This window comes from Citrobacter sp. RHBSTW-00986 (assembly GCF_013783065.1).
GTDB classification, from domain to species: domain Bacteria; phylum Pseudomonadota; class Gammaproteobacteria; order Enterobacterales; family Enterobacteriaceae; genus Citrobacter; species Citrobacter braakii.
Genome location: NZ_CP056200.1, coordinates 3,325,898 through 3,346,084 on the forward strand (window position 1 = coordinate 3,325,898; position 20,187 = coordinate 3,346,084).

The 20,187-nt window shown below is 53.9% G+C and carries 19 protein-coding genes; 3 read left to right on the top strand and 16 right to left on the bottom strand.

Annotation, left to right across the window (positions count from 1 at the left end; all coding sequences use genetic code 11):
* Window positions 1–17: 17 nt before the first annotated feature.
* Window positions 18–734 (top strand): GntR family transcriptional regulator, encoded by a 717-nt coding sequence (locus tag HV345_RS16270; RefSeq protein ID WP_019076293.1) that lies wholly within the window; start codon window positions 18–20, stop codon window positions 732–734.
* A gap of 81 nt (window positions 735–815) precedes the next feature.
* On the opposite strand, the gene sucD is transcribed toward HV345_RS16270, so the two are convergent.
* The 8 genes from sucD to sdhC all read right to left on the bottom strand — a co-directional run bounded on the left by sucD (window position 816) and on the right by sdhC (window position 10,460).
* Window positions 816–1,685, bottom strand: coding sequence for a succinate--CoA ligase subunit alpha (gene sucD, locus HV345_RS16275; protein WP_003022929.1), 870 nt, complete (start codon window positions 1,683–1,685; stop codon window positions 816–818).
* On the bottom strand, window positions 1,685–2,851 hold the full coding sequence (sucC, locus tag HV345_RS16280; RefSeq protein WP_003022927.1) for an ADP-forming succinate--CoA ligase subunit beta: 1,167 nt from the start codon (window positions 2,849–2,851) through the stop codon (window positions 1,685–1,687). Before sucC ends, sucD begins: the two co-directional genes overlap by 1 nt.
* Window positions 2,852–2,941: 90 nt before the next feature.
* Window positions 2,942–4,165: a 2-oxoglutarate dehydrogenase complex dihydrolipoyllysine-residue succinyltransferase gene (gene odhB, locus HV345_RS16285; RefSeq protein ID WP_016156001.1), complete on the bottom strand. Its 1,224-nt coding sequence runs from the start codon at window positions 4,163–4,165 to the stop codon at window positions 2,942–2,944.
* 14 nt (window positions 4,166–4,179) lie between these two features.
* The gene (gene sucA / locus HV345_RS16290) at window positions 4,180–6,981 is read right to left on the bottom strand and encodes a 2-oxoglutarate dehydrogenase E1 component (protein ID WP_016152283.1); all 2,802 of its coding nucleotides are present in this window, start codon (window positions 6,979–6,981) and stop codon (window positions 4,180–4,182) included.
* A gap of 235 nt (window positions 6,982–7,216) precedes the next feature.
* On the bottom strand, window positions 7,217–7,933 hold the full coding sequence (gene sdhB / locus HV345_RS16295) for a succinate dehydrogenase iron-sulfur subunit SdhB (RefSeq protein WP_003022921.1): 717 nt from the start codon (window positions 7,931–7,933) through the stop codon (window positions 7,217–7,219).
* 15 nt (window positions 7,934–7,948) lie between these two features.
* Window positions 7,949–9,715, bottom strand: a complete 1,767-nt coding sequence (gene sdhA / locus HV345_RS16300) for a succinate dehydrogenase flavoprotein subunit (RefSeq protein WP_181635812.1) — start codon at window positions 9,713–9,715, stop codon at window positions 7,949–7,951.
* Complete coding sequence (gene sdhD / locus HV345_RS16305; protein WP_005122550.1) at window positions 9,715–10,062, bottom strand: succinate dehydrogenase membrane anchor subunit; 348 nt, start codon at window positions 10,060–10,062, stop codon at window positions 9,715–9,717. The genes sdhA and sdhD overlap by 1 nt, the downstream gene beginning before the upstream one ends.
* A complete protein-coding gene (gene sdhC, locus HV345_RS16310) occupies window positions 10,056–10,460 on the bottom strand; it encodes a succinate dehydrogenase cytochrome b556 subunit (protein ID WP_016152282.1) in 405 nt (134 codons plus the stop codon). The genes sdhD and sdhC overlap by 7 nt, the downstream gene beginning before the upstream one ends.
* Window positions 10,461–11,157: 697 nt before the next feature.
* On the opposite strand from sdhC, the gene HV345_RS16315 reads away from it, so the two are divergent.
* Both HV345_RS16315 and HV345_RS16320 read left to right on the top strand, forming a co-directional pair.
* Entirely contained in the window at window positions 11,158–12,441 is a 1,284-nt protein-coding gene (locus HV345_RS16315; RefSeq protein ID WP_016152281.1) for a citrate synthase, read from the top strand.
* Between the two features lie 173 nt (window positions 12,442–12,614).
* On the top strand, window positions 12,615–13,661 hold the full coding sequence (locus tag HV345_RS16320; RefSeq protein WP_047359477.1) for an AbrB family transcriptional regulator: 1,047 nt from the start codon (window positions 12,615–12,617) through the stop codon (window positions 13,659–13,661).
* Here the strand turns inward: HV345_RS16320 and nei are convergent.
* From nei to ybgI, 8 genes are read right to left on the bottom strand one after another with little or no spacing between them, the layout of a single operon-like run.
* Window positions 13,658–14,449, bottom strand: a complete 792-nt coding sequence (gene nei, locus HV345_RS16325) for an endonuclease VIII (protein WP_104651689.1) — start codon at window positions 14,447–14,449, stop codon at window positions 13,658–13,660. The two genes, HV345_RS16320 and nei, sit on opposite strands and share 4 nt — an antisense overlap.
* 14 nt (window positions 14,450–14,463) lie before the next feature.
* Window positions 14,464–15,108 carry a pyroglutamyl-peptidase I gene (gene pcp / locus HV345_RS16330; RefSeq protein WP_181635813.1) on the bottom strand — a complete coding sequence of 215 codons (645 nt, stop codon included), beginning with the start codon at window positions 15,106–15,108 and terminating at the stop codon, window positions 14,464–14,466.
* A gap of 9 nt (window positions 15,109–15,117) precedes the next feature.
* Window positions 15,118–16,113 carry a DUF979 domain-containing protein gene (locus HV345_RS16335; protein ID WP_016152277.1) on the bottom strand — a complete coding sequence of 332 codons (996 nt, stop codon included), beginning with the start codon at window positions 16,111–16,113 and terminating at the stop codon, window positions 15,118–15,120.
* Window positions 16,110–16,832, bottom strand: coding sequence for a DUF969 domain-containing protein (locus tag HV345_RS16340; protein ID WP_003831395.1), 723 nt, complete (start codon window positions 16,830–16,832; stop codon window positions 16,110–16,112). Before HV345_RS16340 ends, HV345_RS16335 begins: the two co-directional genes overlap by 4 nt.
* Window positions 16,833–16,887: 55 nt before the next feature.
* The gene (pxpA, locus tag HV345_RS16345) at window positions 16,888–17,622 is read right to left on the bottom strand and encodes a 5-oxoprolinase subunit PxpA (RefSeq protein ID WP_181635814.1); all 735 of its coding nucleotides are present in this window, start codon (window positions 17,620–17,622) and stop codon (window positions 16,888–16,890) included.
* Complete coding sequence (gene pxpC, locus HV345_RS16350; protein WP_016152275.1) at window positions 17,612–18,544, bottom strand: 5-oxoprolinase subunit PxpC; 933 nt, start codon at window positions 18,542–18,544, stop codon at window positions 17,612–17,614. Before pxpC ends, pxpA begins: the two co-directional genes overlap by 11 nt.
* Window positions 18,538–19,194: a 5-oxoprolinase subunit PxpB gene (pxpB, locus tag HV345_RS16355; RefSeq protein ID WP_181598449.1), complete on the bottom strand. Its 657-nt coding sequence runs from the start codon at window positions 19,192–19,194 to the stop codon at window positions 18,538–18,540. The genes pxpC and pxpB overlap by 7 nt, the downstream gene beginning before the upstream one ends.
* Window positions 19,195–19,209: 15 nt before the next feature.
* Window positions 19,210–19,953 carry a radiation resistance protein YbgI gene (gene ybgI, locus HV345_RS16360; protein ID WP_029139454.1) on the bottom strand — a complete coding sequence of 248 codons (744 nt, stop codon included), beginning with the start codon at window positions 19,951–19,953 and terminating at the stop codon, window positions 19,210–19,212.
* Window positions 19,954–20,187: the final 234 nt, after the last annotated feature.

Below are 20,187 nucleotides of genomic sequence, written 5' to 3' on the forward strand. Positions count from 1 at the left end.
GACAAAAGCGAAAAGAGATGAGCAAAAAACCGATGTACCGCCAGATAGCCGACGTTCTGCGCGAACAAGTTGCAAAAGGTGAATTAAAACCAGGTGATGCACTTCCCACAGAATCTACGCTACAGAGCCGTTTCGAGGTCAGCCGCGTGACCATCAGGCAAGCACTCAAGCTGCTAACGGAACAGAATATTATCGAGAGCATTCAGGGCAGCGGTTGGTATGTGAAAGAGGAGCGCGTCAATTACGACATTTATCAGCTCACCAGTTTTTATGAGAAGCTTGCCGACCGTCAGGTTGAAACGCACAGCGAAGTGAAGGTCTTTGAGGTCATTCCAGCAGGAGAGATGCTGGCCGAGTGGCTACAGCTGGCGGCTGAAGATAAAGTCTGGCATGTAAAACGGGTTCGTTTTATTAAGCAGAAAGCCGTTACCCTCGAAGAGACATGGATGCCGCTCGCCCTCTTTCCCGATCTCACCTGGGAGGTGATGGAAAATTCTAAATATCACTATATAGAACAGATCAAAAAGATGGTTATCGATCGCAGCGAGCAGGAACTGATCCCGGTTATTCCGGATGAAGATACTGTAGAAATGCTGGGCATGCCGCAGGGGAAACCAGTGCTGGAGAAAATCTCTCGCGGGTTTCTGCTCGATGGTCGTGTTTTTGAATACAGCCGCAACACCTTCAAAAGCGACGATTATAAATTTACGCTGGTGGCAAAACGACGCCATTAAAAAAGGCCATCATCAGATGGCCAACCATGTCGAAACGGGACCAGCCCTTGACTATGCAGAGAGTCAGGGCTGTTTTTTTTCTTACTTAATCACTGTTTTCAGCGCTTCGCCGATATCGGCCAAGCTACGAACGGTTTTCACGCCAGCGGCTTCCAGCGCAGCGAATTTCTCATCCGCCGTACCTTTACCACCTGCGATGATCGCACCAGCATGACCCATACGTTTACCTTTCGGCGCAGTCACACCCGCGATGTAACCCACAACCGGCTTGGTCACATGATCTTTAATGTACGCCGCTGCTTCTTCTTCCGCGCTACCGCCGATCTCACCGATCATGACGATCGCTTCGGTCTGCGGATCTTCCTGGAACAGCTTCAGGATATCGATGAAGTTAGAGCCTGGGATCGGGTCGCCGCCGATACCCACACAGGTAGACTGACCAAAACCATAGTCGGTGGTCTGCTTAACCGCTTCATAGGTCAGCGTACCGGAACGAGAAACGATACCGACTTTACCAGGCTTGTGAATATGGCCCGGCATGATGCCGATTTTACATTCACCAGGGGTGATAACACCTGGGCAGTTCGGGCCAATCATGCGTACGCCAGCTTCATCCAGCTTCACTTTCACAGTCAGCATATCCAGCGTTGGGATACCTTCGGTGATGGTGATGATAAGCTTGATGCCTGCATCGATAGCTTCCAGGATGGAGTCTTTGCAGAACGGAGCCGGAACGTAGATAACGGTGGCGGTTGCGCCGGTCGCTTCTACCGCTTCACGTACGGTGTTGAACACCGGCAGACCCAGATGCGTGGTGCCGCCTTTGCCCGGCGTAACACCGCCGACCATTTGCGTACCGTAAGCAATCGCTTGTTCAGAGTGGAATGTCCCCTGGCTACCGGTGAAGCCCTGGCAGATAACCTTGGTATCTTTATTAATTAAAACTGACATTATTTCCCCTCCACTGCGGCAACAACCTGCTGAGCTGCATCCGTCAGACTTTTCGCTGCAATAATATTCAGGCCGCTATCAGCCAATTTTTTCGCGCCGAGTTCAGCGTTGTTACCTTCAAGACGTACCACGACCGGAACGTTAACGCCCACTTCTGCTACCGCGCCGATGATACCGTCCGCGATCAGGTCGCAGCGTACGATACCGCCGAAGATGTTAACCAGTACGGCTTTAACATTGTCGTCAGAGAGGATAATTTTGAACGCTTCGGTTACACGCTCTTTGGTCGCACCGCCGCCAACGTCGAGGAAGTTAGCCGGTTCGCCGCCGTGCAGTTTAACGATGTCCATGGTGCCCATTGCCAGGCCCGCGCCGTTAACCATACAACCGATGTTGCCGTCCAGAGCGACGTAGTTCAGTTCCCACTGTGCGGCCTGTGCTTCACGCGGATCTTCCTGAGACTGATCGCGCATTTCACGCAGGTCAGCCTGGCGGAACAGCGCGTTGCCGTCAGCGCCCAGTTTGCCGTCGAGGCAGATCAGATCACCCTGCTTGGTCACCACCAGCGGGTTGATTTCGATCAGCGCCAGATCGCGCTCAAGGAAGATAGTCGCCAGACCCATGAAGATCTTGGTGAACTGCTGAACCTGTTTACCTTCCAGACCCAGTTTGAACGCCAGTTCACGACCCTGATAAGGCATCGGACCGGCCAGCGGATCGAGCGCTACTTTGTGGATCAGGTGCGGCGTTTCTTCAGCCACTTTTTCAATTTCCACGCCGCCTTCGGTAGAGGCCATGAAGACCACGCGACGGGAACTACGGTCAACAACTGCGCCGAGGTAAAGTTCTTTACCAATGTCGGTCGCTGCTTCAACCAGAATCTGATTTACCGGTTGACCATGGGCGTCTGTCTGGTAAGTGACCAGACGTTTACCCAGCCAGTGTTCAGCAAAAGCACGAATGTCTTCTTTGCTGTTCACAACCTTCACACCGCCCGCTTTACCACGGCCACCAGCGTGAACCTGACATTTCACTACCCACGGGCCTGCGCCGATTTTAGATGCAGCTTCTTCAGCTTCACGCGGAGTAGTACAGGCATAACCCACCGGTGCCGGTAAGCCATAGCGGGCAAAAAGTTGTTTTGCCTGATATTCATGTAAGTTCATGTGTTCTGTCCATCCTTCAGGTAATCGTTATCTTTTACCCGTAGGCCTGATAAGCCTCCAGACCTACGGGGCAGGTGATACTCTTATTTACTACACGTCCAGCAGCAGACGCGTCGGATCTTCCAGCAACTCTTTAATGGTTACCAGGAAGCCTACTGACTCACGACCATCGATCAAACGGTGGTCATAAGACAGCGCCAGATACATCATCGGCAGGATTTCAACCTTGCCGTCTACGGCCATCGGACGATCTTTGATGGCATGCATACCCAGGATGGCGCTCTGCGGTGGGTTGATGATCGGGGTAGACATCAGGGAACCGAACACGCCACCGTTAGTGATGGTGAAGTTACCGCCCGTCAGATCGTCGACCGTCAGCTTGCCGTCGCGACCTTTAACTGCCAGCTCTTTAATATTTTTCTCGATGTCAGCCATACCCAGCAGATCCACATCACGCAGGACCGGCGTGACCAGGCCACGCGGCGTGGAGACCGCCATGCTGACATCAAAGTAGTTGTGGTAAACCACGTCATCACCGTCGATGGACGCGTTCACTTCCGGATAGCGTTTCAGCGCTTCAACAACCGCTTTCACGTAGAAAGACATAAAGCCCAGACGGATACCGTGACGTTTCTCGAACGCGTCACCGTACTGCTTACGCAGATCCATGATTGGCTTCATGTTGACTTCGTTGAACGTGGTCAGCATGGCGGTGGAGTTTTTCGCTTCCAGCAGACGCTCAGCTACGCGTTTGCGCAGACGGGTCATCGGAACACGTTTTTCGCCACGAGCGCCCAACTGAGCCTGTGGCGCAGGCGCGGCGGCCGGCGCTTTGGCTTCTGCTTTCGCAGCCGGTGCTTTGGCCAGATGCTTTTCAACATCTTCACGCGTGATACGACCACCGACGCCGGTGCCATTGATGGCGCTGGCTTCGAGATTATGCTCACCCAGCAGGCGACGGATCGCCGGGCTCAGGGCATCGTTGTTCTGTTCAGCAAGAGACGCCTGCTGGCGTTGTGCCGGAGTAGAATCTTTCTCTTCAGACTTGGCGCTGGTCTCTTTGCCAGAGCTGTTGCCTTCACGCAGGCGACCGAGGATCTGGCGAGAAGTGACGGTTGTCCCTTCATCTTCCAGAACCGCATCAAGAATACCGTCCGCTGATGCCGGTACTTCCAGTACCACTTTGTCAGTTTCGATTTCTACCAGTACTTCATCACGACGTACTGCATCGCCCGGTTTTTTGTGCCAGGTTGCAACCGTTGCATCCGCTACGGATTCAGGCAGGTCGGGAACAAGAATATCTACGCTACTCATTATTTATCCTTTATTTAATCGACGTTCAGCGCGTCATTAACCAGATCTTGTTGCTGCTTCTGGTGAACGGACATATATCCTACTGCCGGAGAGGCAGAGGCCGGGCGACCTGCATAACGCAGAGCTGACCCAAATGGAATTACTTCACGGAAATGATGCTGGCTGCAGTACCATGCGCCCTGGTTGAGCGGCTCTTCCTGGCACCAGACAAAATCATGTACATGAGCAAACGGTTTCAGCGCTTCCTGCACCGCTTTATGCGGGAATGGATAGAGCTGTTCGATACGCACAATGGCGACATCTTTTTGGTCGTTCTTGCGGCGTTGCTCCAACAGGTCGTAATAAACCTTACCAGAACACATCACGACACGCTTCACGCCTTTAGGATCAAGTTCATCTACTTCGCCAATGGCTGGCAGGAAGGTACCATTTGCCAGTTCGTCCAGCGTGGACACCGCCAGCGGATGACGCAGCAGCGACTTCGGTGACATCACTACCAGCGGACGACGCATTCCGCGCAGCGCCTGACGACGCAGCATGTGGTAAACCTGTGCCGGGGTAGACGGGACGCAAACCTGCATGTTTTGCTCAGCGCAAAGTTGCAGATAACGTTCCAGACGCGCGGAAGAGTGCTCCGGACCCTGACCTTCATAGCCGTGTGGCAGCAGCATAACCAGACCGCACATACGGCCCCATTTCTGCTCGCCGGAAGAGATGAACTGGTCGATAACCACCTGCGCACCGTTGGCGAAGTCACCGAACTGCGCTTCCCAGATAGTCAGGGTGCGCGGTTCTGCCGTGGCATAACCGTACTCGAATGCCAGCACCGCTTCTTCAGACAGCACGGAGTCCCATACGCGGAACGTGCCCTGCCCGTTATGCACATGCTGCAGCGGAGTGTACGTTGAACCATTCGCCTGGTTATGAATCACCGCATGACGGTGGAAGAAGGTTCCGCGGCCAGAGTCTTCACCCGACAGACGTACCGGAATACCTTCATCAACCAGCGTGGCGTAAGCCAGATTCTCTGCGCCACCCCAGTCGAACAGCTTCTCGCCTGCGGCCATGGCCTGACGATCGCCGTAAATCTTGGCAACACGCGACTGCATTTCCACCGCTTCAGGCACAGTGCTGATGCGTTTTGCCAGCTCCTGCAGACGCTTCATCTCAACTTTGTTCGGGTAGTTTTCATCCCATTCGTGGTTGAGGTACGGCGACCAGGTGAAGGAGTGCATATTCATTGGACGCCACTCTTTCACCACGCATTCGCCTGCGTCCAGCGCGTCACGATACAGATTGACCATTTCGGTCGCATCTTCCAGCGTAGCGACGTTGTCCGCTTCCAGCTTGTCAGCGTAGATTTTGCGCGGAGTCGGATGCTTTTTGATTTTCTGATACATCAGCGGCTGGGTTGCGCTTGGCTCGTCGGCTTCGTTGTGGCCGTGACGGCGGTAGCACACCAGATCGATGAAGACATCGCGTTTAAAGGTATTACGGAAATCCAGTGCCAGACGCGTTACGAAAGCGACCGCTTCCGGGTCATCCGCGTTCACGTGGAAAATCGGCGCCTGAACCATCTTACCGATGTCGGTGCAGTACGGTGTAGAACGTGCATCTAGCGGGTTAGAGGTGGTGAAGCCCACCTGGTTGTTGATAACGATGCGAACGGTACCGCCCACTTCGTAACCACGCGCTTTCGACATGTTCAGGGTTTCCTGAACCACGCCTTGACCGGTTACTGCCGCATCACCATGAATAGTGATTGGCAGCACTTTATTGCTGCTCGGCTCGTCCAGACGATCCAAGCGTGCACGTACGGAACCGATAACCACCGGGCTAACGATTTCCAGGTGCGACGGGTTAAACGCCAGCGCCAGATGCACCAGACCGCCTTCGGTTTCGATATCCGATGAGAAGCCCATGTGGTACTTCACGTCACCGGTGCCGAGGTGTTCTTTATGTTTGCCCGCAAATTCGTCGAATAGATCCTGCGGCTTTTTACCCAGCACGTTAACCAGGACGTTCAGACGACCACGGTGCGCCATACCCAGTACCACTTCACGGGTACCGCTATTACCGGCGTGGCGGATCATCTCTTTGAGCATTGGGATTAACGCATCACCGCCTTCCAGCGAGAAGCGTTTCGCGCCCGGGAATTTTGCACCCAGGTAGCGTTCCAGACCTTCCGCTGCGGTCAGTTCGCTGAGGAAGCGTTTCTTCTCTTCACTACTGAACGCAGTACGACCAGACTCGATACGCTGCTGAAGCCAGCGTTTTTCTTCGGTGCTGGTGATGTGCATATACTCGGCGCCAATCGGGCCGCAGTAGGTTTGTTTCAGCGCGACAACCAGGTCGCTCAGCTTCATCGTGTCTTTGCCACCGGCAAAAGAACCCACGTTAAAGCTTTCCTGGAAATCCGCATCGGTCAGATCGTGGAAGGAGGGATCCAGATCGGCCACATTTTCTTGCTGCCACAGTCCCAGCGGATCGAGATTCGCATGCTGATGACCGCGGAAACGATAGGCGTTAATGAGCTGCAGGACTTTAACCTGCTTCACATTGGCATCAGGGTCGGAAATAGAAGAAGAGTAACGTGGGGTAATCAACGCCTGTCGACGGAAATAATCACGTGTTTTTGAGTGGAGTTGATCCGGTTTGACTCCGGTACCAGGTAACTGCTGGAACGTCGAACGCCAGTTAGCATCTACCGAGTCAGGGTCGGTTAAGAAGTCTTCATAGAGCTGTTCTATCCAGCTCTGGTTAGAACCAGAGAGGTAAGAAGAGTCCAACCAGGCTTTCAAAGCGCTGTTCTGCATCGTGATCCCTTAAGCATTTGTATGCTTATTTCGCCGTGGATACTACCACGCACACCGATGTGCGTGCCGGGGTTCACTTGTTGCGGACTGTCGTGTCATCTGCGTCCGCTAAGGAACCTTTAAAAACTGTCTAATAATCGTCGTCGTTCAGGCTGCGATTATTGCTATCAATGTGGCAGTTTTTAGAGGTTTCCCTGCACGGCCGGGGAATCTCTTCCCCGGCAACTACAACTACTTATGCACTACGTTTGAGCAGCATCGACTTAATATGACCGATGGCGCGCGTCGGGTTCAGCCCTTTAGGACATACGCTGACGCAGTTCATGATGCTATGACAGCGGAATACGCTGAAAGCGTCACTTAAACCTTCCAGACGGCTGTCGGTCTCGGTATCGCGGCTATCAATTAAGAAGCGATACGCGGCCAACAGGCCTGCCGGGCCAATAAACTTGTCCGGGTTCCACCAGAATGATGGGCAGGACGTTGAGCAGCATGCACACAAAATACATTCATACAGCCCATCGAGCTTCTCACGCTGCTCTGGCATTTGTAAATGCTCACGAGCCGGAGGATTTTTCCCATTATTCAACAAGTAAGGCTTAATCTTCTCATACTGTGCGTAGAATTGTCCCATGTCTACCACCAAATCGCGCACAACCGGTAAACCTGGCAGCGGGCGAATGACAATTTTTTTGCCCGGCTGATTCAGCGCAGAAATAGGTGTGATACAGGCCAGTCCATTTTTGCCGTTCATGTTCAGACCGTCGGAGCCGCAGACCCCTTCACGGCATGAGCGACGAAACGACAACGACGGATCTTTTTCTTTGAGCTGCATCAACGCATCCAGCAGCATCATGTCGCGCCCTTCTTCCGCCTCCAGGGTGTAATCCTGCATGCGCGGAGCGTCGTCAACATCCGGGTTATAGCGATAAACTGAAAACTCGAGTTTCATTGTCCTGTCTCCGCATTAATAAGTACGAATCTTCGGCGGGAATGCCGGGCGCAGCTTCGGTTCCATATTGACTTGACGTCGCGTCATGGATTCCGACTCTGGCAGGTACAGGGAATGGCACAGCCAGTTTTCGTCATCACGTTCCGGGAAGTCGAAGCGGCTATGCGCGCCACGGCTTTCGGTACGGAAGTTTGCAGATACTGCAGTGGCGTACGCGGTCTCCATCAGGTTATCCAACTCCAGACACTCAACGCGCTGGGTGTTGAACTCACTGGAGGTATCGTCCAGACGGGCATTTTTCAAGCGTTCGCGAATCGCTTTCAGCTCTTCCAGGCCCTTCGCCATCGCATCGCCTTCGCGGAATACCGAGAAGTTATGCTGCATACATTCTTGCAGCGCTTTACGAATTGCCACCGGGTCTTCACCGTTACGGTTACCGTTCCAGCGATTCAGACGCGCCAGAGAAGCGTCGATTTCATCTTCGGTTGCATCCAGCAGGTCACCCTGCTCTGCGATAGATTCCTGCAGATGCAGACCCACAGCACGACCAAATACCACCAGGTCAAGCAGTGAGTTGCCGCCCAAACGGTTAGCACCGTGAACCGATACGCAGGCGATTTCACCGACGGCAAACAGCCCTGGGATCACCACATCTTCGCCCTGCTCATTCACGGTCAGCGCCTGGCCGGTGACTTTGGTCGGAATACCGCCCATCATATAGTGGCAGGTTGGAATAACCGGGATCGGCTCTTTCACCGGGTCAACGTGAGCAAAGGTACGGGACAGTTCGAGAATACCCGGCAGACGGGACTCCAGAACTTCTTTACCCAGGTGGTCGAGTTTCAGTTTGGCGTGCGGCCCCCACGGACCGTCGCAGCCGCGACCTTCGCGGATTTCGATCATGATGGAACGCGCCACCACGTCACGACCCGCCAGGTCTTTCGCATTCGGGGCATAACGCTCCATGAAGCGCTCACCGTGTTTGTTCAGCAGGTAGCCACCTTCACCACGACAGCCTTCTGTTACCAGAACACCCGCGCCAGCGATACCGGTTGGGTGGAACTGCCACATCTCCATATCCTGCACCGGCACGCCAGCGCGGATAGCCATACCGACGCCGTCACCGGTGTTGATGTGGGCGTTGGTGGTGGACTGATAAATACGGCCAGCACCGCCGGTCGCCAGCACGGTTGCGCGGGCTTTGAAGTAAACCACTTCACCGGTTTCAATACACAGCGCGGTACAACCAACAATCGCGCCATCGGCATTTTTGACCAGATCCAGCGCGTACCACTCGGAGAAGATAGTGGTGTGGTTTTTCAGGTTCTGCTGATACAGCGTGTGCAACAGCGCATGGCCGGTACGGTCTGCCGCTGCCGCGGTACGTGCCGCCTGCTCGCCGCCGAAATTCTTCGACTGGCCGCCAAACGGACGTTGATAAATTGTGCCATTATCGAGGCGAGAGAACGGCAGCCCCATGCGGTCCAGCTCCAGAATCGCTTCCGGACCGGTTTTACACATATATTCAATAGCGTCCTGGTCACCAATGTAGTCCGACCCTTTGACGGTGTCGTACATGTGCCATTCCCAGTTATCTTCATGGGTATTACCGAGCGCAACGGTGATGCCACCTTGCGCAGATACGGTATGGGAACGGGTTGGGAACACTTTGGAGAGCAGCGCACAGGTCTGACCGCTCTGGGAAATTTGCAGCGCCGCGCGCATACCTGCACCGCCGGCACCAATCACAACAGCATCAAATTCTCTGACTGGCAGTTTCATTACACACCCCACACCACAACAAATCCATAAATGACGTAAACCACCAGCGCAACGACGATAGCCAGTTGCAGAATCAGGCGCACGGCCAGCGGTTTAACGTAGTCGGTCAACACCTGCCACATGCCGATCCAGGCATGAATCAAGATGGAGAAAAGAGCCAGCAGGGTGAAGACTTTGGTGAATGCCGATGAGAAGAAACCGGTCCAGACTTCAAACGTCAGTTCGCCGCTGGTGGCGAAGAAGCCGACCATATAGATGATGTATAACGTCAGAACGATAGCGGTAGCACGGACCAGAATGAAGTCATGTACGCCGTTGCGTCCTAATGCGGAGGCGTTGCTTACCATACGAGGACTCCTGCGAGAAGTGAAAGCACGACAATGATAACGAAACAAATTTTGGCGGAACGTGTCCCTGCTTCGAGGGTTTCTTCGATATAGCCAAAATCCATCAACAGATGGCGAATGCCCATTACGGCGTGATATGCCAGCGCAATCAGGATCCCCCACAGAATTAACTCCACAAAGAAGTTATTCATAATGGATGACGCCGCGAGGAAACCTTCAGGGGAGGAAAGGCTGGTACCCAATAACCACAACAGAATCCCGACCGCCACGAAGGTGATCACTCCGGATACGCGATGGAGAATGGACGCTATCGCCGTGATTGGGAACCGGATCGTTTGTAGATCCAGATTGACAGGTCTTTGTTTTTTCACATTTCTTATCATGAATAACGCCCACATGCTGTTCTTATTATTCCCTTTGGACTTCGGGTACAGAAGATGAAGACACCTGTAGCCTGAAAGACGACGGGATTTCCTTCCTCCGGTCTGCGTGCGGGTCAGACAGCGTCCTTACTATAACTACGCGTCATATAAAACACTGCTTCCAGATGCTAAAACGACACGTTACAACGCTGGTTGGCTCGGGATTGCAGGGTATTCCGGAGACCTGGCGGCAGTATAGGACGTTCACAAAATCATTACAATTAACCTACATATAGTTTGTCGGGTTTTATCCCGAACAGTGACATAGGTCACGATAACAACATTATTTTAATTTTTAACCATCTAATTTGACAATCATTAAACAAAGTTGTTACAAACGACACCAGAAAAAGCATATAATGCGTAAAAGTTATGGGGTCACTCTTTCACCGGACATTTAGTTATGTAACAGTGTGGAAGTATTGACCAATACAGTCAGGACAGTTATTAGTGATAGACAGGTTTAATAATTCGGATTGCTAAGTTCTTGATTTGCAGTTTATTCGCCATGAAAAGACCGTTTTACCTGCAAGCGCCCATAGCTCTGTACCCAGGTTATCCCCTCTTTCGCAGAGCGGCGAGCCAAATAACAAACTGGTAACGGTTCATTGATGTACGAAGGCAAATGTGAGTTCCAGCAGTCTTAAGCAATAAGGCGCTAAGGAGACCGTAAATGGCTGATACTAAAGCAAAAATCACTCTAAATGGTGACTCTGCTATTGAACTGGATGTGCTGAAAGGTACGCTCGGTCAAGATGTTATTGATATTCGTAGTCTTGGCTCAAAAGGGATGTTTACTTTTGACCCAGGTTTCACCTCTACCGCATCCTGCGAATCCAAAATTACTTTCATCGACGGTGACGAAGGTATTTTGCTGCATCGCGGCTTCCCGATTGATCAGTTGGCGACCGAGTCGAACTATCTGGAAGTGTGTTATATCCTGCTGTACGGCGAAAAACCGACGCAGGAGGAGTACGACGAGTTCAAAACCACAGTCACTCGCCATACCATGATCCACGAACAGATCACCCGCCTGTTCCACGGTTTCCGCCGCGACTCTCACCCGATGGCCGTTATGTGTGGTGTTACCGGGGCGCTGGCTGCGTTCTACCACGACTCGCTGGATGTGAATAATCCGCGTCACCGTGAAATCGCCGCCTTCCGTCTGCTGTCCAAAATGCCGACCATGGCAGCGATGTGCTACAAATATTCCATCGGACAGCCGTTCGTGTACCCGCGTAATGACCTCTCCTACGCCGGTAACTTCCTGAACATGATGTTCTCCACGCCGTGCGAAAAATACGAAGTGAATCCGATTCTGGAACGTGCAATGGACCGTATCTTGATCCTGCACGCTGACCACGAACAGAACGCCTCAACCTCTACCGTTCGTACCGCCGGTTCTTCTGGCGCTAACCCGTTTGCCTGCATCGCGGCCGGTATTGCTTCCCTGTGGGGACCAGCACACGGCGGCGCAAACGAAGCTGCGCTGAAAATGCTGGAAGAAATCAGCTCTGTTAAACACATTCCGGAATTTGTTCGCCGCGCGAAAGACAAGAATGATTCCTTCCGCCTGATGGGCTTTGGTCACCGTGTTTATAAAAACTATGACCCGCGCGCCACCGTCATGCGTGAAACCTGCCATGAAGTACTGAAAGAACTGGGCACCAAAGATGATCTGCTGGAAGTGGCGATGGAACTTGAACACATTGCGCTCAACGACCCGTACTTCATCGAGAAGAAACTCTACCCGAACGTAGATTTCTACTCCGGCATCATCCTGAAGGCGATGGGTATTCCGTCCTCCATGTTCACCGTTATCTTCGCCATGGCGCGTACCGTGGGCTGGATTGCACACTGGAACGAAATGCACACCGACGGCATGAAAATCGCTCGTCCGCGTCAGCTGTACACCGGCTACGACAAGCGCGATTTTAAGTCTGATATTAAGCGTTAATTGTCTGCCGGATGGCGCCAGCGCCTGTCCGGCTTACAGCCATTAATTCTCCCGGGTCGGACAAGGCATTGAAGCCAGAATCCGACCTGTTTTTTTGATGCATATTATTTTATTCTCATCATGCTTTCTCTATGATTTACTGAGATTTCCGTCATTTCACTCAGGAGCATGGGATGCCTGTTTTGCAGTGGAGCCTGTTGTTTCTGCTATCGCTCCTTCTTTCCCTGTTCTTTTTGTTTATACACCTTCCAGGACCGCTGCTGCTCGGTTCGATGATCGTCGGCATCATATTCAGTATGCGCGGCATCTCACTGCACCCTCCCCGCTGCACATTTCTTGGCGCACAGGCGATTCTCGGCTGCATGATTGCCCAAAACCTGACGGGCTCAATCTTAACGACCCTTACGGCCCACTGGCCGATGGTGATTATCATCCTGCTGGCGACCCTTATCAGCAGCGCGGTAATCGGCTGGCTGCTGGTTCGCTACAGTAACCTACCGGGAAACACCGGTGCATGGGGCTCATCACCTGGCGGTGCGGCGGCAATGGTGGCGATGGCGCAGGAATATGGTGCCGACATCCGGCTGGTGGCGTTTATGCAGTATCTGCGCGTACTGTTGGTGGTTGGTGCGGCGGCACTGGTCACCCGAGTGATGATGGGCGACCAGGCCCAAACGGTCAGTGAGCAAATTGTCTGGTTTCCGCCGCTGAGCAGCAATCTGTTCAGTACCCTGGCGCTGGCCGCCGTTGCCGGTACGGCCGGACGTGTATTGCGTATCCCCTCTGGCGTCATGTTGCTACCGATGTTGGCAGGCGCATTGCTGAATGCTGGTGGCGTGATGGTGATCGAACTACCGGAATGGTTGCTCGCGATTGCCTATATGGCCATCGGCTGGCAAATTGGCCTGGGCTTTGACAAGCAGATCTTTTTAATGGCGTTGCGCCCCTTACCGCAAATCCTCTTGTCCATTTTTTCCCTGATGGCGATCTGCGCCGCTATGGCCTGGGGACTGGCGCATTACATGCAGATAGATTTTCTTACCGCCTATCTGGCGACCAGTCCAGGCGGCGTGGATTCTGTTGCGGTGATTGCCGCGGGGAGTCACGCCGATATGGCGCTGATCATGGCGATGCAAACCCTGCGGCTATTCAGTATTTTATTGACTGGCCCGGCGGTGGCGCGGTTTATTTCGCTACACGCGCCAAAGCATCCCGCTTAGTGCTGACATCCTGGACACCAGTAAAAGGGTCGTGAAGAGAGCGTCGTTTTTTCGATGGTTCCGCCACAGCGCTCACAGGCTTCACCATCCCGGTGAAAGACCTTAAAGCGAAACAGCGCGCCGTGATGTTTATTCTCATCCACCAGCCCGCGGGTGTTATAGGACAAACGAGGAATATCAAGCAGCGCATGCGCCAGCGCATCCAACTGCTCATCTCCGAGCATCGACGCTTTATGCTGCCCGGTCAGCCCTACCTGCCAGAGAATCTCTACTCGCAGGTAGTTACCTAATCCCGCCAGAAACGTCTGGTCCAACAGCAGGCCAGAAAACTGGCGATTGCGAAAACGCGGGGATAACAGACGCGCTTTCACGTCATCGGGCGTTAAACGTAAATCCAGAACGTCCGGCCCAACCCGTTGCAGGAACGGATGGGTAGCGAGCTGTTCCGGCGTCAGCATGTCGATATCAGAGGCGCTATAGAGCAGAATAGTTTTGTCGTGTGTTTGCAACCTGACACGCAGAACCCGCGAAGTCTGCGGTATTTTGCCGGTATCCACCACTCGCCACACGCCATAGAGCTGATTGTGACTGTACAGCGTCAATCCATTAGAAAAATGGGTCAGCAATGCTTTACCCCGCGTTTCAAGCTGGGTAACACTCTGCCCAATCAGTTGAGATTGATACGGTTTTAGCTGCTCAAAGGCAAACCAGACATCGGTCAGGGGTTTGCCTTTGACTGCCGCCTCCAGGTTATCCGCCGCGCGGCGGATCTCCGGGCCTTCAGGCATAATACTGTCCTTTTTTAATGTGTTGCACCGCCCGTCACTGCGATATCACTCTCCACCTGCAACGCGGTGGCAATCGCAACTTCCAGCGCCCGGCGCACCGTGTCCGCTGCCATACTTGGCGCCCCGGGGTGCTGTGCAGCCTGTTGCGGCAAATAAGGGATATGAATAAATCCTCCCTTCACCGCCGGAACGTCACGTAGTTTATGCAGTAGGCCATACATCACGTGGTTACAAACGAAAGTGCCCGCGGTTTGGGAAACCGAAGCCGGAATTCCCGCGTTGCGCATGGCAACAACCATCGCTTTGATCGGCAACGAACTAAACCATGCCGCCGGACCATCGGCCACAATCGGCACATCTACCGGCTGTTGACCCTGATTATCCGCAATACGCGCATCGTCAACGTTGATCGCCACGCGCTCCACGGTGACATCCGTGCGCCCACCCGCCTGCCCCACCGCCAGCACCAGTGATGGCGACAGCGCGTCAATCGCACCATTGAGTACGACAAGAGACTCGCCAAAGACGCACGGCAGTTGGCGGGCAACGACGCGGCATCCGCCGATGATAGCATTGTCGAGGCCCGAGACCACTTCCCAGGAAGGGTTAACTGACTCGCCGCCAAAGGGTTCAAATCCCGTGATGAGTACTGTTTTCATCCTGTCACCTTACAAGAACATCAGGAAATACATCAGGAACACGTTGACCAGCAACAGCAGTATGCCGGTTGGCACCTGCGCTTTAATCACCGCGTTTTTATCCGGCAGCTCCAGCAGCGCTGCAGGAACAATGTTAAAGTTTGCCGCCATCGGCGTCATTAACGTCCCGCAATAGCCAGAGAACATACCAATTGCCGCCATTACTGCCGGATTGCCGCCGTGCTGCAGCACGAGGATCGGAATACCAATTCCGGCGGTCACGATCGGGAAAGCGGCAAACGCATTGCCCATGACCATCGTCAGCAATGCCATGCCGAGGGTGTACACCGCCACTGCGATAAAGCGGCTATCCACCGCCAGGTATTCTTGCGTCAGCCAGGAAATACCGCTGCCTACGCCCGCTGCCGTAAACAACAGCCCGAGCGTGGCCAAAATCTGCGGCAGGATGAACGCCCAGCCGATGGAGTCCAGCAGACGGCGCGCCTCCTGAATCGGTTGATGAACCCGCTCATGGGTCATTTTTATCGCCATCGCCAGACCAATCAACGAGCCTGCGGTCATGGAAAAGAGCGTCACCAGAGTGGCGTGATTACCCGGCCCAAACAGCGCATCCTGTAAGCCCGGAATATGGTTGAACATCAGCACGCCAATAACCGTTACCACCGGAATTGCCAGCGCCGGGAAAAACAGGCGATTACCCAGACGACTGGCGCTTTCTTCGCGCTGTTGCTGCGTTCGTTGATGGTAGCTTCCCAGCTTCACGCCGCCAAAACCGGCGATCAGGGCCAGCACGACCACAGCAACGCCAACGGCAATATGCACCGTGCGTTTGTCGCCAAACAGCGAGTATGTCCAGTCGCCAAGCAGAAACAGTACGCCATATATGCCCCAAAACAGGCCGGTGGTGAAGCGACGCGGGTTCGCTTTGTCCTGCCAGGACATCAGCGCCACAATCAGTAATACCGCTCCCGCCAGCCAGTAGAGATAGCTTTGTTGAAAATTCATTTCGCTTCCCCTTTCGCTGCGGCATTCGCTTTCGCCACCTCACGTTGCAAATAGCTATCCAGACGCCACAGACGCGTACCGTGGATCAGGAATGCACAAATTGCCGTTGGGATCCCCCACAAGGCAATATGCAGCGGTTCGGTCTGGATCCCACCAGACTCCAACATAAAGTTGTGCATAAAAATGATGGCGCCGAAGGCAACAAAGATATCTTCACCGAAGAACAGTCCGACGTTATCGGTCGCAGCTGACATGGCGCGCAGACGATAGCGTACCGCCCCAGGTATCTCGCCGTGATTTTTCTCTGCGGCTCCTTCCGCCATCGGCGCCAGCAGCGGACGCACCATCTGCGGATGTCCCCCTAGACTGGTCAACCCTAACGCAGCGGTCGCTTCGCGAATGAACAGATAGACAATAAGCAGACGGCCACTGGTGGCGCTGCGGATTTTTGCAATCCACGCCTGAGCACGCTCTTTGAGTCCGTGGCGTTCCAGCAGGCCAATAACCGCCAGCGGGATCAGCAGGATAAATGGCAGGTTGCGGGTGTTAAGAAAACCTTCACCCAGCTTCTCAAGGATAGTGGCGATCGGCATATGCGCCGCCAGCCCCGTGACGATCCCGGCAATAATGACCACCAATACCGGGTTAAAACGTAAAAGAAATCCGACCACGATGACGGCGATCCCCGTCAATGGCCAGAGAGAAATTACCTCTCCCATAATTCAGTCCTGTATATGTTGTTGTGTAATATATTATTGTTTTGTATGAATAAATTTATGCGCTAATTTGAATATTGCATGCATTGAATGCGGCTCGCAAGCGACGGGCAAAAGCGAGTGCGTGCTCACCATCCCCGTGAATGCATACCGTCTGGGCTGTCACGCTCGCCCACGTTCCACTCTGGCTTTTTACTCTGCCGGATTGCACCATTTCTAGCGTTTGCGCCAGCGCCTGCTCTTCATCCTCAATCAATGCGCCCGGCTGGCTGCGCGGCACCAGACTGCCATCCGCCTGATAACCCCGATCGGCAAAAACCTCCTGACGTGTTACCAGACCATAGCGTTCACCCGCACGAATCTGTTCGCTTCCCGCCAGCCCTACCAGAACCAGCGACGGATCGCAGGCATACACCGCTTTAGCAATAGCATCCGCCAACTGAGGATCTTTCGCCGCCTGGTTATAAAGCATACCGTGCGGTTTAACATGACGCATTACGCCGCCCTGCGCACGCGTGATGGCAGCCAGCGCACCAATTTGATACAGCGTCTGCGCATACACCGTTTCCACAGGCAGGGTCATGGCGCTACGGCCAAAATTTTCCCGATCCGGAAAACTCGGATGCGCGCCTATCGCTACGCCATTTTTTAGCGCTTCGCGCACGCTTAAAAGCATCGTCTGCGCATCACCGGCGTGAAACCCACAGGCAATGTTGGCTGATGACACCAGTTGCAGCAGCGCTGCATCGTTAGGGCATCCCTCACCGAGGTCTGCGTTGAGATCAATTTTCATTGTTAAGTCGCCATGTTAACTGTTCCAGATAACGCTGCCGATCGTGGCGCGCCTTAAGCGCTTCTTCCAGCGAACACTGCACAAAATGGATCGGCTGGCCGAGCGGGATCTGCGCCAGATGATACATATCCGCTTCGATGATACAGGCGATACGCGGATAGCCGCCCGTCGTCTGAGCATCGTTCATCAGCACGATGGGCTGACCATTATGCGGAACCTGCACTACGCCAGGGAGCAAACCATGCGACAATAGCTCGCGATCGGTCGTGCGCGTCAGCGACTGCCCCTGCAAGCGATACCCCATACGGTTGCTTTGCGGACTCAGTTGCCACGGGGAGCGCCAGAAAGAAGCCTGCGATACTTCGTCAAACTCCTGGTATTCAGGCCCGGGGAGCGCACGAATGTGGTTGCCCCACATCAGCTGTTTTACGCCCTGCGGCCCGCTGAATTGCCGGGTCGATGCGCCAATTGGCAGCCGATCGCCATCGCGCAGCAGACGCCCTTCCAGCCCGCCAATTCCGACTTTGAGATCGGTACTGCGCGAGCCCATTACTTCGGGCACATCAAAACCGCCCGCTACCGCCAGATAGCTGCGCATGCCGTGATGTGGACGTTTTAGCGTCAGACGCTGCCCGGCTTTCACCGGCAGCCGCCATCCGCTCCATACGGGAGTACGATCCAGGTGCGCTTCACATCCCGCACCGGTCAGGGCAAACCAGCCATCGGTTTCAAATTCCACCACCAACTGCCCCAGTGTGATTTCCAGCGCAGCGGCATTCGCATCATTACCCACCAGCAGATTAGCAACGTTCAGCGCCGGTTTATCCAGCGCGCCACAGTGACTGATTCCGGATTGACGAAAACTATGGCGTCCCCCGTCCTGTACTGAGGTGTACATGCCAGCGCGAATGATGTTTAACATATCCCCTCCTTCTGCGGGACAAAACGCACGGTATCGCCAGCCCGTAACAGAATCGGCTCATGCCGTTTTGGATCAAATAACGCAACGGAGGTACGGCCAATCAATTGCCATCCACCTGGCGTGGAAAGCGGATAGACCCCCGTTTGGGATCCGCCAATACCGACAGAACCTGCCGGAACAAGCAGACGCGGTTCCGCACGCCTCGGAGTATGGAGCGGTTCAGGTAAGCTCCCGAGATAGGGAAATCCCGGCTGAAAACCGATAAACCACACCACATAATCAACCGACGCATGAAGTTCGACGACCTGCTTGTCGCTTAATCCACTGTGCCGGGCGACCTCTGCCAGATCGGGGCCGAACTCACCGCCATAGGTCACGGGAATTTCAATAAAGCGCGAGTCCGGCTCCAGCGCCTCACTCTCTTCCCACCAGCGCTGCAGGCGTTCAATCGCATCCAGCGCCAGCGTTTTCGGGTCGCGCAGGGTAACCGTGATATTGTTCATTCCCGGAATAGCTTCCAGCACATTCGGGGCATCAACCAGACGCTGGGCCAGACGCCAGATGCGTTTCTGAGTCGCCAGCGTAATGGGAGGTTCCAGCTCAAGAACCACCGCACTTTCACCTAACAGATAACAACGCGCTCGCTGCACTTTCGTCCCTCTTTATTACGCTGGATTAGGAATATCGATAAAGGTTACGTCCAGATCGGTATTTTCATTCAGCCATTCGCTCAATGCGCGAATGCCGCCGCGTTCGGTCGCATGGTGACCAGCAGCATAAAAATGCAACCTTTGCTCGCGGGCTGAGTGAATGGTTTGCTCTGAAACTTCACCGGTGATAAAGGCATCGACACCAAACCGGGCTGCGCTATCAATGAAACTCTGACCGCCCCCTGTACACCAGGCGACGCGCTGAACTTTTTCCGGCCCGGTATCACCACACCATAACGGTTTACGGCCTAAACGCGCTTCAATCCACGATGCCAGCTCCAGCCCCGGAACCGGCATGGAGAGTTCTCCCCATGGCACCAGCGGCTCGATTTCACCCATGACGGTGATCCCCAACAGCGCTGCCAGCTGCGCGTTATTACCCAGTTCCGGGTGAGCATCCAGCGGCAGGTGCCAGCCATACAGGTTGATATCATTTTCCAACAGCGTTTTCAGACGATGGCGCTTCATTCCGCGAATAACCGGAGATTCGCCTTTCCAGAAATAACCGTGATGAACGATGACCGCATCCGCCTGCAGGCGTACCGCCTCGTCCAGTAACGCCTGACTTGCAGTCACGCCGGTCACGATTTTATGCACCGTCTCTTTGCCCTCAACCTGCAAACCATTCGGCGCATAGTCGCTAATGGCGGCGCTGTTCAGTTTGTCGTTGATCAGTTGTTCCAGTTCGGTGTTTTTCATCATCGTCCTCGTAGTCATAAATTCTGCCTGCCCAATCAGCAACACAGCTTAGGTTAAAATAGCGTCCCCGCTTGCGTTCGTCGATAGACATTTCACTGACACATCAAGAAACAATCACACCCGATTTGAACGCAATTTGCTTACCCCCACGCGATCTAATTCATGTATATTTATGCAATCAGACAGCATATTGCAAAAATAATCAGATCTGTATCAAAGTTAAAACTTTAAGGA